Here is a 16,493-nt window from a genome sequence, read left to right on the forward strand (position 1 = left end):
TCAGTGGCTACATTCCTTCTCAAGAATTACGACTCTAATTCGGGGTGTTTTGTGGAGCTATTTCGATTTATCATCTCTTTTGAAAACTTGTGGGACAGCCAGTGATCCACCAAAGATTAAAGCAGTTCCAGATCAAGCGTATTTACCTAACTTTGACAAGGCATTCTATGGGACAGCATGTGTTTGATTAAGCCCAGTTTTACCTAAAACCGTCAAAGCCCTTTGAAGAAAACCGGGATTATAACACTCAAACATTAAGTGACATGAGCTAGTTTAGAAATTTATGGGATGGGTGTGACTTGATTTAGTTTAGTTTAGTTTATTTTTATGACTTATCTCTTAAATCGAGCTCATCCTATCTTCTATGTCCCTTAAGCCCCTTAAGCCCCTTAAGTTCTCTCTATCTCATAGCTTTCAGTAAAAAAACACCTTTTGCCACAATAAATTAGTTAGACTTGTCCGTTTCTCTTCGATTAAACTTATAAAATGACCAAACAAGAGGACAAAACTTTATGAATATTAGGAAAATTTACTGCACATTTATTGCCTGCTTTAGCTCTATACTTATTCATGCCGAACAAGCTCCGCCGAACTTCATCATCTTTTATATGGATGATCTCGGATGGGCTCAAACTTCGGTTAAAATGATGGACTCGGAGCCCCTCTCTGTTAGCAATTTTTATCAAACACCTAACCTCGAAAAACTCGCTGAACGTGGCATGAAGTTTTCCAATGCGTATGCGCCCACGCCCACTTGCACTGGTTCGCGAATTAGCATTCAGTTCGGCAAAACCTCGGCACGTATGCAATACCGCTTTGTTCATGATGTCCTATCTTATAAGCAACGCCCCAATGGCTATAAAGATGAAGTATCGATTGCTGGTATGCTCAAAGCCGCTAATAAAAACTATATCACCGCACATTTTGGCAAGGGCATTGGCGTCGAGCAGCTGAAAGATGTTGGCTATGATATTACCGACGAATATGAAGAGATTGCGCCAAATGGCAATTTCCATGGAGAATACATCGATATTAAAAGTAAAAAGCCTCTGCCTGCAGATGATCCCAAGCGTATTAATTCCTTGACCAAGGAATCACTCAAATTCCTCGATGATCATGCGGGAAAACGTCCTTTTTACATGATGATCTCGCATTACGCTGTACACGGCCCACATGTGGCTTCTGCACATATTCTCGAAAAATGGCAAGCTAAATACGATAAGTTAAAAAAGCCGGAAGTCAGACGTGATCTTGATGCCTTCTATCGCTTACGCACCCCGGTATTTGCCTCGATGATCGAAGAATCAGATACTCATTTGGGCAAGCTCATCGATAGCTTGCAAGAAAAAGGTGTTTTAGATAATACCTATATCATCTTCACTTCAGACAACGGCGCTGAATGGGCCCCAAGAAATGAAAAGAAGCATCGCTATAATGGGCCGCTAACTCAAGGAAAATACTTCCCTTTCGAGGGTGGCTTACGCATTCCCTTTGTGATTGCGGGCCCAGGAATCCCGGCAAATACTCAATGCGATACCCCCATCATCCAATGGGATTTACTCCCCACTTTTCACGATTTAGCCAAAAGCCAAGCGGATCTACCCAAGGGCGTTGATGGTGGAAGCTTAGCCAAAGTTTTTTCAAAAGGCAATGATGCACCTGCGATTAAGCGCCCTGTACCAGGCTTAGTCTTTCATTTCCCAAGCTACTACCAACCTCCTTTGAGTTGTATTCGCATGGGCGATTATAAATTCATGCGCAATATGAATACGGGTGAAATGCGCCTCTATAATGTTAAGACGGATTATCGTGAAGAAAATAATCTAGCTGAACAAATGCCCGAAAAAGTCGCCCTTATGGATAAGGCTCTCAGAGAATATGTCGATGATGTGGATGGCGGAAAAGTGGAAGACGTTTATCAAGCTGCCATTGAACTCTTTGATGAATTCGATCGCAGAGAGCACGAAAACTATGCCCGTAAACTCGCCGAATTAAAAGCAAGTAGCGCAAGTGATGCTGATTTCACAAAACTTAAAGAAGCCCACGAAAAGAAATTGCGCTCCAACATGGTTAAGCGCGAAATGATTAAGGATCAAAGAAATTGCGCCGATTGGCATGGAAGCTCATCACTCCATACGATGGCTCGACTGGGCATAAAAAAAGACGGCACAATCATCGACAAATCAAAGAAAAAATAATGACACAAGTGTTATAAGCTCAGTGTTTCATCGATTCATTATAAAATAACATTTTCTTTATTAAAATATATTATATGTAGAGCCTCAGGAGCCCACATGAACTTACACAGATATTTACCCCTACTTTTACTAGCCAATACGGTCTGGGCAGGAAAGTTGCCCGATCTACCAAAAGATGCCGGTGGCTTAGTACTTCACCTTGGCCAAGCTGATAAGGATGAAATCCATGAGCTCGCCAAAGATGTGGCCAGTCCCAAATTATTAGGCCAAATCCTCGTCAAAGATAACAATCAATTAAGTTCTAGTCGCAAACTCGTCGCTCAAGAAAAAACTAAAGGGCAGCTCTCGGTTCAAACTTATGATGGGAAAAATATCCCCGTCATTAGTAGCGTCGCAAACTTCATCATTTGCCCCGAAGAGAGCCAAGTTAGCCAAGAAGAAATTATGCGCGCTTTGGCACCCCGTGGCACCGCTTACATGCAAAAGGGCTCTAAATGGGAAAAGGTCATAAAAGAGGTTCCCAGTGATCTAGATGACTGGACTCACGCTCTCTATAATCCCGCTAATACAGTCGTAAGTAAAGACACTAGAGTCGGCCCTCCCCGCCGACTCCAATGGATGACGGGGCCGGGCTGGTCTCGTTCGCACGAACACATGGTGAGTTTCAATGCCATGGTATCTGAGGGTGGCATTGTTTATTACATCGTCGATATGGGCTCGCGTTCTGCCGTCGCCCTTCCAGCTCGTTGGACACTGATTGCCCGCGATGGCTTTAATGGCAAAGAACTCTGGCGCAAAGAGCTCCCTTCATGGATGAATCACATGTGGCCCCTCAAATCTGGACCCACGCAAATTCAAAGAAAGTTAGTCGCCGTTGATGGCAAAGTTTATGTAACCTTGGGTGCCCTCGCTCCCGTTTCTCAGCTCGATGGTCGTACGGGAGAAGTTCTCAAAACTTATGAAGGCACCGAAAATGTCGATGAAATAATTTTAGATAATAATCAATTAATTGTTCACATGAGTGATCACGTTAAGCGACGCGAAGGCTACACACACGACATGAGTCATGTTTGGGCCGCAGCCGGTGATGCTCGAAAACGTTTTGCCTGGACCAACGAAGAACGTACTATAAGCTCTATTAACCCTGAAACGGGAGAAACTAACTGGGTTTACAAAGCTCCCTGTATTGCCATGACAATGAATATGGATAAAGATAAGATTTACTTCTTTGATGGAGCCAATGCCCAAGCCATTAGTCGCAAAGATGGTAAATTACTTTGGAAGTCTGAAAAGCTCGTTCTCGAAGATATTATAAAAGCGGGTGAACTTGGTGCGGGCTATGCACCCACAATGCTGAATTACATGGATATGGTGATTATTCAAATTCGCGAAAGCCGCAAACCAGCAGTGGTCTTTGGCATCGATTCTAAAAGCGGTAAAACAATCTGGAAACAAAAACCTCAACACTCGGGACACCATAGCCCAGAGGATCTCATTCCCATCCGTGGCTTACTTTGGACTGGTGGTACTTATGCCGTCAATAAGGGTGGCGGAACTTATCAGGGCATTAACCCCAAAACAGGGAAAATCGAAAAAGAATTCCCCCTCGATGTCCACCCAGATTACTGGTTTCACCAACGCTGTTATCGCGCCAAAGCCACAGAAAAATACATCATGCCGGCAGCAACTGGCACGGAATATATTGACCCTGAAAAAGAAACTTGGGACCTCAACCACTGGGTTCGTGGTGGCTGCCTTTATGGTGTGATGCCCGCTAATGGTGTGACTTATGTACCACCAAACCCCTGCGCCTGCTATTCAGAAAGTCAGCTCCGTACCCTAGGTGCTTTTGCTCCGGCTGAAGAAGGTGTGGATTTCAAGGCTATCGACAATAATAATCGTTTCGTAAAAGGTCCTGCATATGGACAAATTGAGGAACTCACAGCCGATGCAAAAGACTGGCCCATGTACCGTAACAACATTGAGCGTACAGGCTCAAGTAAGCAATCCATCCCTGCTGAAATCAAAGAAAAATGGCGTGTATCTTTTCAAGGTAAAATTTCAGCACCAGTCTCAGCTCATGGTTTGGCACTTGTTTCCCTACTGGATTCTCATCAAATTGTCGCGGTAGATCAAGCCTCCGGCAAAGTCAAATGGCGCTATAATACGGGTGCAAAAGTCAATTCAGCTCCCACTATCTACAGAGGTAGAGTTCTTTTTGGCGCCAATGACGGCTGGGTAAGCTGCCTTAGATTAAGTGATGGCGAGTTGGCCTGGCGTTATCGTGCCGCCCCTCAAAATAAACAGCTCGTTGCCGATGAACAGCTCGAATCTGTGTGGCCCCTCGTAGGTTCTGTACTCATTCATGAAGGCCGCCTCTATGCTGTCGCAGGACGCAGTCTCTTTATCGATGGCGGTCTACTAATGAATGTCCTCAATCCAATGACTGGTGAGCTTATAAACGAGGTTCGATTCGACGACATTGACCCCATCACAGGCAAAGCTATGCAGTTACGAACACAAGGATCTAAGCTGCCTACTTCACGCCCAGACGTGCTCTCTGTAAAAAATAACACCATTTTTATGGGCTCACAAAAAATCGATAAAGACGGCAATAGACTCTGGCCTGAAGCAAATGGTCAAAAACCAGGTGAAAAAAGTCTTACCTTAAACCAAAGTGAGCAGGGTGGTGATAATGTCCACCTCTTTTCCCTATCAGGTTTTTTGGACGATAGCTGGTTTCACCGAACTTACTGGATTTATGGAAATGCTACTGGAGGTGGCTGGGGTGGCTGGATGAAACCCATGACTCTAGCACCTTCTGGGCGCATCCTAACCATGGATGATGAAACGGTATTTGGCTATGGACGCAAACCCGTCTTCATCCGTCAGTCATCGGTAACTGAATATCAAATTTTCTCAACGAAAAAAGGTCAGTTTTCCAAGGAAAAAGCCAAAGCTTTGGCTGGAGAAAAACCGAAATTAATCATGAGCCCCGAACAGGCCTCTACTTTAGAAAAACTTAAACAAGCTTCTCTGGAAGCACGCAGAAAATATGGTGACAAAAAAGCTCCTGAAGTACAGAAAGCCTCAAAAGCCTACTCTGATTACCGTACAAAAATGAATCAGCTGGAAGCTAATAAAAAACAAACTATGGAGTATCGCAATAATAATCCAAATATCGCTGACTGGAAAGCAAGTTTAAGGTTCGATGATTCACGTACCGTACTCTATAAATACGACTGGCGTGAAATTGAACCAAAAATCATGGTTCGTGCCATGAGCCTTGCCAATGACAAGCTCATCGTTGCGGGCCCCGCAGACACCCTCGATGAAGCCTCGCTTTATGGTCAATTTACCGCAGAAAAAAATCAGGCCAAACTCCTGGAGCAGGAAGCTGCTTTTAATGGGGAACGCGGCGGTCACCTCTGGGTCATGGACAAGAAGACAGGGACACACCTCAAAGAGCTCAAGCTCAACTCAGTTCCAGTATTTGATGGTATGGCAGTGAGTCAGGGCAATGTCTTACTCTCTCAGAAAAATGGCGAGCTCGTCCTCTTCGGAGAATAAACTAAATAAGTAAAATCAAACTTAAATCTGCTCAAATTCCTTGAGCAGATTTGTTGGCGTGTAAAGAAACAAATTTCTCTAATATTCATAGGATCATATAGCTCCTAGTCTGGAGCATGGATTTCATATGCTCGTGTGAAAGTGGATTTTCTAGGGCTGTAAGTCCGTCAGACTATAACGTACACCGTGAGGTGTATGAAGTTCTGAAACTAAATCTTCTAGGGCCCAAGTCTGGGTCCGATATATGTTGGACTCACATTCGTGAACCCTTGCTGTCTTTTCTCATCATACCATACACCTCACGGTGTACGCTATTTTATATCGGTGCAAAGCACCTGCATTGCTGAGTCTTAGTCGTGAATTCACTTGGTTTGTTGGCGCATAGAGAATATTAATTGTCGCATTCAAACATTTACAGTCATCAATTCAACAATAATATTCCTTGGGTTAAGAGCACAAACTAAAGGATAACTAAATCCTCATCCGTATCGAAACGCATGCCATTAAAATACTAGGAGTCATAATGAGTCGTCATATACCACGCTTAATCATTTTAAGTATTGTTTTTCAATTTACTTTTGTGATGGCTGCAGAAAATCCCCTCGAAGCGGATATCTGTAAACGCTTAGAACATGATGTCCAGTATAAAAAATCGGGCTTCCTTGCTGGAAACCTCTCTTATTATGTAGGAGGTCACCACCCTAGTTGGAAAGCCGATATACCTAAATTCCAAGAAACCATTGGGCTCACTCACCCCTTCTATCACGATCTTCGTAGCCGTGGTTTTGGCTTAGCGAAAAGCAAAGAACAAGGACCACAAAATACCGGCATCGGCAATGATTATTGGGGATGGGAATTTTATAAAAACACTCGTGTCCTCTATGGCTCCGTCATCATTGATGGTACAATACACAAGTACCCGGTACCCACCAAAATGCTCTGGCGCCCAGACAAAATGATCTGTGAATACGAAGTCGCTGGAGTGAAAATTAAAGAAGAAAAGTTTATTGCTGCCAATGATGCCGCTTGCTCGATCATCACCTCTTCAAAACCGGTTACGCTAGTTTTTGATGGTCAAAGTTTCTGGGGGGAAAAGTCACTTAAAAGCACCGCCACAATCAACTATGATTCCTCGCATAACGCCATCGTCATCAAAGAAGGTGGAATAACGGAAACACGACCACAGGAATTCGGGGGACACACGACTGCTCCCATCATGTACCAAGACATGTCAACTGTTTTGACCGCTTCTAAAAACTTTGCACAAAACCTCAAGTTTTCCAAAGGAAAAAAGGGACAAGAAGTCTATGAGTTTAGTATCCCATGTGATAGTAAAGGAGTTTCGGTAGTCTGGTCAATGCACGATGATAGAAACTTGGCCTTTAAAAATGCCCGCCATCTTTTAAGCAATGCCAAACAAGAGCTCGCAGCTAAAAGCAAAGAAATGAATTATCAGCTCACACAAGAAATCCCTTGGTTTCGTTGCTCTGATAAGCGTATTGAAGATATCTACTACTACCTCTGGTCGATGCAGCTCATGTATTATATCGATGTCCAAAAGGGTTGGGAAATGGAAAATCATACCCAAACTGCAGTCAATAATTTCTTGGGCATTCATCGCTATGATTCTATGTTCCAAATTAAAGTGGGTGCTTGGGCCGCAGATAAAGAACGCTTAGCGTATGGCAATGTCCTTACTTGGAAGCATCTCTTCGTCAACAAGCAGTATAAAAAAAGTCGCAATGGACATATAGCTCTAGCAGACAACAAGGGCACGACTTGGCACTCGGGTGCCTATGGCCACGAAACATCAGAGCATGTAATCGGCGCTTGGCAGATTTATGAACATAGCAATGACTTAAATTTCCTCCGCAATTGTTACGAGGGCTATTTCCGCGAAATGTTTTGGGAAGGTATCCCGCAATTCTTCATGAATGAATTCGAAGTGCGTGAAATACTTGCCAAAATGGCCAAACTCACTGGCAATGAAAAAGACATGGATCACTGGCTCAAAAATGCGGCAGGGAAAGACATCTTAACTGCTGATAATATACAAAAACGTTTCGCGAGTCAATGGGAGAATCATGGACACAAAAATTTCTTTATGGCACCGGGTGATGGCATGCTGATGACCACTGGCTTTTGGCCCATGCGCTTAAAGCATTTCCCTCGAGAGTATGCTGTTAAAATGGTGAATGACTGGGCCATCAATAGCGACTACGGTTTTTATGGCAAGATGTTTCCTCTGGCCATGAGTAAATACGCCATGAAAAAATTTGCTACTTCCGTCGATCATACTTTTGGTTACACGCCTGACACCGCCTACTTCACACTGATTGGGATGTTCACTAAACACTTAGGTGACCCTGCCTGGCAGCTTACCCTCAATCACTTACTTAATTATAATTATCACAAAGAATGGGATTGCCCTGTGGCGCCAGAAGCCTATGACCGCGATGCCAAACCCTTTGGTGATCAGTACTCCAACTTTAATGCAGGTAAGATTTTACTCATCCTCGAAGGACTCGCAGGGATTAAGTACTCACTCCCCGACAATACTTTAACGATTACCGATACCATGCCGAAAGCTTGGGGCATGATGGAAGTGGGCATCCCCATCCGCGCCGGGAAAGACAAAAAAACTCAGTGGGTTAAAATCAGCTACAAACGCGAGCGCAATGGACCTCATGGGCAAAAGACTATTAGCGTTTCTAATTCACCACTGAAAGTCAATATTAACCCCTGGCTAGAAGGTGGTAAACTTGCTAAAAAAGCTCAATTGAGCCCACAGGGAAGTAAGGCTAGTACTTCTCCTCCAGCTCATGCGGCCTTTACTTTTCCTGCAGGTGAAAAAGCTACGCTTAAAATACAAATTGCAGATTAAGTAGTAGCTCTACTCGCATTTCCTTTTTAAAAAAATCACCTTACTTGCGGTAGAGAAAAGCATCTGAACTTAAGAGTGAAGTGAGTAGAGCTTTCATACTTCCGCCATTGTCTTTGTAGGCCTTGTGGGCCGCCTGAAGGACAGGGCCATCGTGTAAAGTTTCGTTGCGACCCATCCAGAAACGGAAGGCATGACGCACAAAGACTTGTTCCACGCGCTCACTATTGGCTAACTTGTCAATCAACTCAAAAGCATTAGCTACGGGCCCATCCAAAGAGGGGTCTCCTGAATCAATAATCTCACCCGAAGTATCGACTGGTTTACCGAATTCTAGCTTACGAAACATGCCCACGTGATTGTAAGACTCAAAAGTTAAACCTAGAGGATCCATCTTATCATGACAGCTCCAACAGTACTTTTCTTGCGTCACTCGCATACGTGACCTAAGTGTTGTCCCTGGCTCATCTGGAAGCTGCGCATCTACTGTAATAGGCACATCGGGAATCCCGCCACCAAGCAAACGTTCACGGATCCATATCCCACGATGAATGGCGTGATTATCCATGGCATCAGAGTGGGATATCAACCAAGAGGGATGAGTTAAAATCCCCATTCTCTGGCCCTGTGGAGCACTGGACAATAGTCGGTCTATATCACTAAAACCTTTACCAAACGAACGACGCCCTAAGCGAGCAGATATCTTTTCCCCTTCAAATTTGGCTAACTTAATTTCGGCTTTATCGTATGAATCCTGCTTAGCCACAAGACCTTTTTTCTGTAAACTTAGTTTTTTGATTTTTTTACTCAATTCACTTTGCTTACTACCTTTGCCAAGCTCTTTCTGCTCTTTGCTGAGTTTTTTCATTTCAGCACTAATCTCTTGAATCTTGTCCTTCTCTTGCGCTATGACTTGCGGATCAATCTTTGACTTTTCAGAGAGTTCTAGGAATTGCCCAAAAAACTGCTCGTCACTTTTATGTGCCACGACTTTCTGTGTTGTCAGCAATTGCTTCAAAACGTCTTTGTCTTCTGCGAGAATCAACTCAACCAAACGATCCGTACTCGCCGAAGCATAAAATAAGTTATGATAATATCGGCCAGCTGTTTTCCCCTCTATTCCCGCATTAGCTAAAGCTTTATCATCTTTGCAAATGTAACCGGCTAAATCGTAATCAAAATACTCACGAAAAAATTGTAAAATGCGCGGCTTGCGAAAGCTGTCTTTATCGAGCATGCGAGTCAGCTCGCGTTTCACATCTTCACGACTACGCATTTTTCCTTTTTCGATCGCTTCTCGTAGGGTCGCGTCGGGTTTCACATAACTCAAGGCATGGTTCAATGCCAAGCCGAGCTCCCAATCTTGCATCATGACTCGGCCATATTGATCAGGCTTCGAGCTTTCGGCTAATTCAGTTCGAAAAAGCGCTTCGCGATCTAAAAAAATCGCTGTTAGCCCCATCATTAGACCTTCCTTTTGTCCGAGTTGCGAAATGGTGGCTTCTACCACCTGATAATACTTCTCGACTTCTTTTTCACTCGCAGGGCGAAAGCTGAGCATTTCAAATAAATAAGCAATCGTTTTGCGTATCTCATACTCAGATGACATTTTTTGGGGATCGGCAAACAAATCATAAACTGGGGTCATGGGACGACGAATTGTAGTCGAATAAGTTATGGCAGAAGGCAAACCGCGAAGGTCTCCCTCCTCCCGAACTTCTTCATAAGTCTTTGGATCATCAGTAATCTGCGCTGGATTGGCCACTAAACTTTCTGGACCATAAGCCATGTACTTTAAAATATCCTTCGCTTTCGTAAGGATTTGAGTTGATTCCGCACTATTGACTCCATGCTTATCTGCGTAACTCGCAAAACCATGTTTCCGCATAGTCGACAGTACGACAGGAACACTTTTTACCGCAGTTGCATATGCCACTGTACCGCCCTGCCAGCCGTTAATCCTATCCACACCAAAATAGAGCTTAAGTTCACCCCCGTGATTGGTGGGTACCGCATCGCCATATGTTCGAAGTCCAGGCTTTAATGGATTGTATTCTGCTTCTTTGTTAATCAACAAACTCAATCGAGTTATGTGCTCTTGTGGGGTAACCCGCCAAATGCGTTTAGGAGATGAAGTCGGCTGAAGCTTTAATCCTTTAGGATTAGGAGAAAATAACAAATCATGATTCAGGAAGTTTCCTTTTTTGGGAGATTTATGGGCATAAAAACCACCCTTATCTTTCATGACGCGCTCCATTTCTTGGCGCACCCAGTCGGAGAACTCAAGCTTTTCAATCACGGTGAGCTTATCTTTTTTCTTTGGAGGCATTTCTCCCAGAGCAACTTGAGCCCAAATGGATTTCCATACGGCTATATTGCCTTCATTCACTGGCCCCAAATCCAAAAGGTTTAAGTCGCCTTCTGTTTTTTCGTCATCGTGACAATTTGTACAATTATTATCAATGAATTCCACTCCATAGGAATCAAAATCCTTGTTGATGTGAGTTCCCGGTGCGTACGTTTCTTTGCCCTGGCTACTTATTTGCAATGCTAGCAAAGCCAGTAATAAATAACGACTCATTTAAGAGATCACTTCTTTTAAGGGTCCTGTGGAAGAATCGTAACGCGCCGCCATTTTTTCTGACATATTAAAGCGCTCATTATTGACTCCCACTGTTTTAAGAATGGAAGCATACAAAGCATTGATTGGACGAGTTCCATCAAGCTGAGTAAAACGCCCCATCTTAAAGGCCCCCTGGCAATCTCCTATGAGAATAAATGGCCAAGTCGTTCCCTTGGTATGTTGCTTATCTGCGTTATTACTCGTGTAAACGATCAGCGTATTATCCATCATCGTTCCACTTCCTTCAGGAACACTCTCAAGCTCCTGTATGAGCTTAACTAGCATCTGTGAGTTGTATTGCCTTATCTTTATCCAAATGGGATTATTGTGTTGCGGCATATGCCCTAAGTTATGCCCCTGCTTTTCCACTCCGAGTCCCTTCCAGGAACCAAATATTTCACCCCGCCCAGAAGCCACTGTCAAAACATTAGTCACACCAGATTTCAATGCTGAAATCCCCAAGTCCAAAAGAACGTCATGCCAATCTGTCTCGAAACTCGGCTTGGTATAGCGATCATCTAATTTTGGCGCAAATTCTGCCAAGTTAAGCGAAGCTTTATCCAAGCGTTCCCGCAAGCCATTCATTTGTTCAAATCCCTTGGTGAACTCACCATAAAGTTTTTGATCGTATACAGGTAAACCCGCACTACCTCCACGGGCAATTTCTTCTATGTTCTTAAGCATCAAGGACTGAGCTTGGTGTTGATTTTTAAGCTCTCCAGTAGCCAATCCACCATAGAGTAACTTATACAAATGTAAGGGATTTGAATACATAAAGATAGGCTTGCCCGCACCACTGGCAGAGAGCGTCGCAAGCGTTGGTTTTGCTCGCATATTCCCCAAGGAATCCATACCAATGGATAAATGAGGCAAAAGTGTTTCAGGTAAAACCCGACTTAATTCATAGTCAATCGTCGATGCACTCGGCGGTACACCATCGCCCCCTCGATAGCCACCTAAGGCGCCAAAAAAAGCACTGTGATTAGGTGCCGTATGTTTACCATGCAAGCCATTAATAATATGAATCCTTTCTCTATAAGGCTGCAGGGCTTGAATCGGTTCTGGCAGGGTCGCATTGGCAAGGGATCCACTATTTTGCATACCTAAAGGAATACATGTCTTAGGCTCAAATCCCTGATTTTGAAGAAAGAAAATCACGCGCTTGGGGCCACCCGAAAAATTGCTGTCCAATGCACTTGGCTGCGCAAATTGTGAATACACATTTGAACTAAAAGCAACTGAACCTAAGGCTCCTAACATTGTCTTTAAGGCGTCACGACGATTAAGATGATTCATAAGGCTCCGAGTTTATATTCACAATCTGTTTATATAAAACTATACGAATCAAATCAATAAACATTACTCATGCATTTTAAAAAAAATACAATTTTATAATTCCCCCACGCCCTAAATCATGCACCCATGTCTGTTCGTGGTACAGGATTTAGCCTTGTTTTTCCCAGACGATAAATCGTGAACTTCATACTTGGATCGAAAAATAAGCTTTATGAAAAAGTATACGAACTCTTTAAGTTATGCTGATGTGAAAAGCCTGGTTTTGCTCTCGCACCGAGAATTTTACCTTTAGGAATTTTTGAATCACTTCCATATTTGTCCTTGTATGACTCGATATTTCTGTGCATAAAAACTCACCCTCTCCTGCCAAAGCCATGGGCAAAAGCAATTGATCGGCAAGGTGTTCACCAACTGGCGCTTCTGACAAAAGGTACTTGCGAATGGCGCAAACTGCTTTGTCAGCCACCCTCGCAGCACGTATCCCTTTTTCACCAAAGGATGAGCATAATTCACTGACATGCTCAAATTCGAGCTCAGTCATAACGATATTCCCAGGTCCATTAGGCTGCAGAACTTCTTCTGCAGAAATATCCTTCCATTCTAATTTACTTTGCAAAACTTTGACTTCGCTTTCTGCTATAGAAATTGGAATGCTAGAGACCACTGCTCGACCACGACGATTCTTTAATGCCCCTCGAGTCATAAGCGAAAGACTTTTCAGTTCATTGACAGGCTCAATACTTACATTCATGCGTCCGCCTCCCGCAGGAAAAAAGCCCCAATCTTCCAAGTTCATGTCCATCTTAACTCCCATTTTGGCTAATTGAGGTACAAAAACCTGCTTCAAAAAGTCAAAAGGTGGCGCCATGGGATTATGTGTTCCTCCTTCTAGAATCAAAGTGCTGGGGCCATCTGCCAAAATCAAAGCCGGCATCACCGTTTGAAGTACTAAGCCCACACTGCCTGCAGACCCCACATTGAAGTGATAGTCGCCCGCCTGAATCTCGCCCGGGATAAAACTAACTTCCATAGATTTCAATTCATCGCCCTGGACGCGAGCGCCACAAAATTTTTGCGCTGCTCGCACACAAGCTAAATGCTGGCGCATCAGTCCAGGCTTGGCACGCCCCGCACGAATATTTTTAAATTCGACCCTCTTCCCAGTAATCATGCTCAATGCCAATGAACTGCGTAAAACTTGCCCACCACCTTCTCCGAGTGAACCATCAATATGTATTGTTTCCATCATTAATTCTCCTTAAACGGAGCCCTCCGCGGGCTCCGCATATTTATCCTTTCACACACACAACTTGCTTAAGTGTATGCACTATATCCACCAAATCATTTTGAGCTGCCATGACGTCCTCAATATCTTTATAGGCCATCGGAATCTCGTCAATTACACCTGAATCTTTACGGCATTCCACCCCTTCAGTTGCTTTAATTTGATCTTCCACCGAATACATTTTACGTGCCGCAGTTCTGGACATCGCACGTCCTGCACCGTGAGAACAACTACAGAAACTCTCTTGATTCCCTTTGCCGCGAACAATAAATGATTTAGCACCCATGCTACCAGGAATAATCCCCAATTCGCCTTCACGAGTACGTACAGCACCTTTTCTCGTCACTAGCACATTCTCACCAAAGTGATTTTCTTTTTCGACGTAGTTATGATGACAGTTCACCGCCATTTTATTCGTCGTAAAAGTCGGTAGTATTTCAGATTTACGCAATTCTTGAATCAAATTCTCCATCATCATGAAGCGATTCGTTTTTGCATAATCCTGTGCCCACTGAACCGCATCACAGTAATCATCAAAGTGCTCTGTCCCTTCAGGAAAATAAGCAAGATCCTTATCTGGCAGATTGATCATCCATTTTTCCATATCTTTTTTTGCCTGGTTGATGTAGGACATACCAATTCTATTTCCGATTCCTCTAGAACCGGAATGCAGCATTATCCAAACGCGATTGGCTTCATCCAAACACAATTCGATAAAGTGGTTACCTCCCCCTAGACTCCCCAATTGCTGCATTGGGTGACGACGAGTTTCTGCCTGAGGATTTTTAGCAATGATTTTTTGATAAGCTTCATCTAGGCCTTCCCAAGCTTTTTCTATCGCTGCGGGAGCTTCTTTCCATCCACCTTTTTTATGATTGGCAGCACGGCTAGAAAAATCTCCATGAGGGCAGGCCATCTCTATGGCTAATCTGATTTTACTCAGGTCATCCGGCAAATCATTAGCCGTCAAGGAAGTCTGTACGGCCATCATTCCGCAACCAATATCAACCCCCACTGCGGCGGGAATAATCGCGCCCTTAGTTGGGATCACACTTCCAATTGTTGCCCCTTTCCCAAGGTGAACATCTGGCATTAGGGCAATCCATTTATAAATAAAAGGCATCTGTGCTGCTTTGCGCACTTGTTTCTCTGCCTCGGGTTCAAAAGGAACTCCTTTTGTCCAGGCTTTGATCAATCCTTTCCCTTTTTCATCAGACAATACATTATAATTCATTTTTCTTTCTCCATAAAATTTAAGTAAAATTAATTGCGAAATTCGCAAAGTCTCTGTCACGCCAGAGGAGCCAAGCCCCTCTGGCAGTGTTTAAGCCAAAGTTCGCAAGCTATCGATCACACCTTTATCACCTGCGATAATGGTTAAGGCTGCATTGCTGGCAACTTTTTCGGCCATTTCCAATTCTCGTAACTTTAACAAGATAGGATTCTGCTCCATGATTTTTGCCGTATTAGCTTGGGATCGCATTGCCGCCGTTTCCTCGCGACGCGTTATATAGGAGGCTTCTGCCACCTTCCTTGCTTCTGTCACACGGTTTAAAATATCCTTCATATCACCTGGCAAGATAATATCTTTTAAACCCAAGGAACGCACATCCAAGCCCATCTGCATACCAGCCTCACGAATCGAAGATTCCACCAATTGCTCTAAGCTCTCCTTATCACTTAACAAGCTATCCAAATCGCGTGAACCTATGGCGCTACGCAAAATCATTTGAGCTTCTTTGTATAAAGCCGATTGGTAATCTTGGAATTCTTGAATCGCTTTGACCGCATCTTGAACTTTATAAGTCACCAAGGCATTGACCCGTAAGGAAACTTTATCACCAGTCATAATTTCCTGACCAGTGATCTCAAAAGTGGACTCTCGCAAATCTACTATTTGTACGTCGACTTTACGGATACCTTTCCAATAGGCATAACGCCCCTCAGAAAAGCGGTGCTCAAGCTTCCCATCAATATTCACCAAGGCTATTTGACCAGCACTCACATCAACTTTCTCGATAATCGCAGAACTAGTGCGCACCATGTCGTTTAAACGACTGTGCTGAATAAACACATCATCAACTGCAATTTTCTCCACATTCACCGCATTGCCCTCTTTCCAAAAGGCGAATACGGGTGCTGAAAAAACGTCGTAGAAACGATTATTTATGCTAATCAATGCTCGCTTGTTATCTTCCAAAGTATAAAATTCCAAATCAGGAAAACCCTCAGCTCTACGGGACATAGATTCCAAATCTCCGTGGACAAATACTTTTCCTATTTTAAAAACCTCGATTTCCACTTCTTCAAAAACTTTCCAAAAAGCATGAATCCCTGGTGCCAAAAATCTTTCTACTCGACCATTGATTGTCAATAAGCCACGCTCGCCATCTAAAATCTTTACAATTTCCATTTCAGAAGCTTCTTCGCGATTTCTCCAAACATAATCCAAACGCTCAGTTTTCACCTCTAATTGACGAACATCAAAAACTTCAAATTCCACTTTTTTCACGGGATTACCAAAATGACGTCCCGCTTTTACAAGCTGCTTAAATTCACCATTCACAAATTTTAATGCTCTTTCATATTCTTTTATTTTTATCATCTTTCTTTTCCTTTTTATTTAATGTTCTCAGAAAA

General features: G+C 43.4%; 8 protein-coding genes. 3 read left to right on the forward strand and 5 right to left on the reverse strand.

Going from position 1 to position 16,493, the window contains the following annotated elements; translation table 11 throughout:
- Window positions 1-512: 512 nt before the first annotated feature.
- The 3 genes from PQO01_RS20415 (at window position 513) to PQO01_RS20425 (ending at window position 8,652) form a co-directional block, all read left to right on the forward strand.
- Window positions 513-2,198 carry a sulfatase gene (locus PQO01_RS20415; protein WP_274316077.1) on the forward strand — a complete coding sequence of 562 codons (1,686 nt, stop codon included), beginning with the start codon at window positions 513-515 and terminating at the stop codon, window positions 2,196-2,198.
- Window positions 2,199-2,294: 96 nt separating this feature from the next.
- Entirely contained in the window at window positions 2,295-5,768 is a 3,474-nt protein-coding gene (locus PQO01_RS20420) for an outer membrane protein assembly factor BamB family protein (RefSeq protein WP_274316078.1), read from the forward strand.
- Between the two features lie 523 nt (window positions 5,769-6,291).
- The gene (locus PQO01_RS20425) at window positions 6,292-8,652 is read left to right on the forward strand and encodes a hypothetical protein (RefSeq protein WP_274316079.1); all 2,361 of its coding nucleotides are present in this window, start codon (window positions 6,292-6,294) and stop codon (window positions 8,650-8,652) included.
- Window positions 8,653-8,692: 40 nt separating this feature from the next.
- Here the strand turns inward: PQO01_RS20425 and PQO01_RS20430 are convergent, their stop codons facing one another.
- The 5 genes from PQO01_RS20430 to PQO01_RS20450 all read right to left on the reverse strand — a co-directional run bounded on the left by PQO01_RS20430 (window position 8,693) and on the right by PQO01_RS20450 (window position 16,458).
- Window positions 8,693-11,230: a DUF1588 domain-containing protein gene (locus PQO01_RS20430; protein WP_274316080.1), complete on the reverse strand. Its 2,538-nt coding sequence runs from the start codon at window positions 11,228-11,230 to the stop codon at window positions 8,693-8,695.
- The gene (locus PQO01_RS20435; RefSeq protein WP_274316081.1) at window positions 11,231-12,568 is read right to left on the reverse strand and encodes a DUF1552 domain-containing protein; all 1,338 of its coding nucleotides are present in this window, start codon (window positions 12,566-12,568) and stop codon (window positions 11,231-11,233) included. It lies immediately after the preceding gene.
- Window positions 12,569-12,800: 232 nt separating this feature from the next.
- Window positions 12,801-13,817 carry an RNA 3'-terminal phosphate cyclase gene (gene rtcA / locus PQO01_RS20440; protein WP_274316082.1) on the reverse strand — a complete coding sequence of 339 codons (1,017 nt, stop codon included), beginning with the start codon at window positions 13,815-13,817 and terminating at the stop codon, window positions 12,801-12,803.
- Between the two features lie 40 nt (window positions 13,818-13,857).
- Window positions 13,858-15,087 (reverse strand): RtcB family protein, encoded by a 1,230-nt coding sequence (locus tag PQO01_RS20445; RefSeq protein ID WP_274316083.1) that lies wholly within the window; start codon window positions 15,085-15,087, stop codon window positions 13,858-13,860.
- 90 nt (window positions 15,088-15,177) lie between these two features.
- Window positions 15,178-16,458, reverse strand: a complete 1,281-nt coding sequence (locus PQO01_RS20450) for a slipin family protein (protein ID WP_274316084.1) — start codon at window positions 16,456-16,458, stop codon at window positions 15,178-15,180.
- Window positions 16,459-16,493 lie beyond the last annotated feature (35 nt).

The sequence above is a fragment of the Lentisphaera marina genome, from assembly GCF_028745505.1.
Taxonomy (GTDB): domain Bacteria; phylum Verrucomicrobiota; class Lentisphaeria; order Lentisphaerales; family Lentisphaeraceae; genus Lentisphaera; species Lentisphaera marina.

What these genes read in the sequence shown, in the direction of transcription:
- PQO01_RS20415 (WP_274316077.1), top strand. Translation starts at nt 513, where the DNA reads ATGAATATTAGGAAAATTTACTGCACATTTATTGCCTGCTTTAGCTCT.
- PQO01_RS20420 (WP_274316078.1), top strand. Translation starts at nt 2,295, where the DNA reads ATGAACTTACACAGATATTTACCCCTACTTTTACTAGCCAATACGGTC.
- PQO01_RS20425 (WP_274316079.1), top strand. Translation starts at nt 6,292, where the DNA reads ATGAGTCGTCATATACCACGCTTAATCATTTTAAGTATTGTTTTTCAA.
- PQO01_RS20430 (WP_274316080.1), bottom strand. Translation starts at nt 11,230, where the DNA reads ATGAGTCGTTATTTATTACTGGCTTTGCTAGCATTGCAAATAAGTAGC.
- PQO01_RS20435 (WP_274316081.1), bottom strand. Translation starts at nt 12,568, where the DNA reads ATGAATCATCTTAATCGTCGTGACGCCTTAAAGACAATGTTAGGAGCC.
- rtcA (WP_274316082.1), bottom strand. Translation starts at nt 13,817, where the DNA reads ATGATGGAAACAATACATATTGATGGTTCACTCGGAGAAGGTGGTGGG.
- PQO01_RS20445 (WP_274316083.1), bottom strand. Translation starts at nt 15,087, where the DNA reads ATGAATTATAATGTATTGTCTGATGAAAAAGGGAAAGGATTGATCAAA.
- PQO01_RS20450 (WP_274316084.1), bottom strand. Translation starts at nt 16,458, where the DNA reads ATGATAAAAATAAAAGAATATGAAAGAGCATTAAAATTTGTGAATGGT.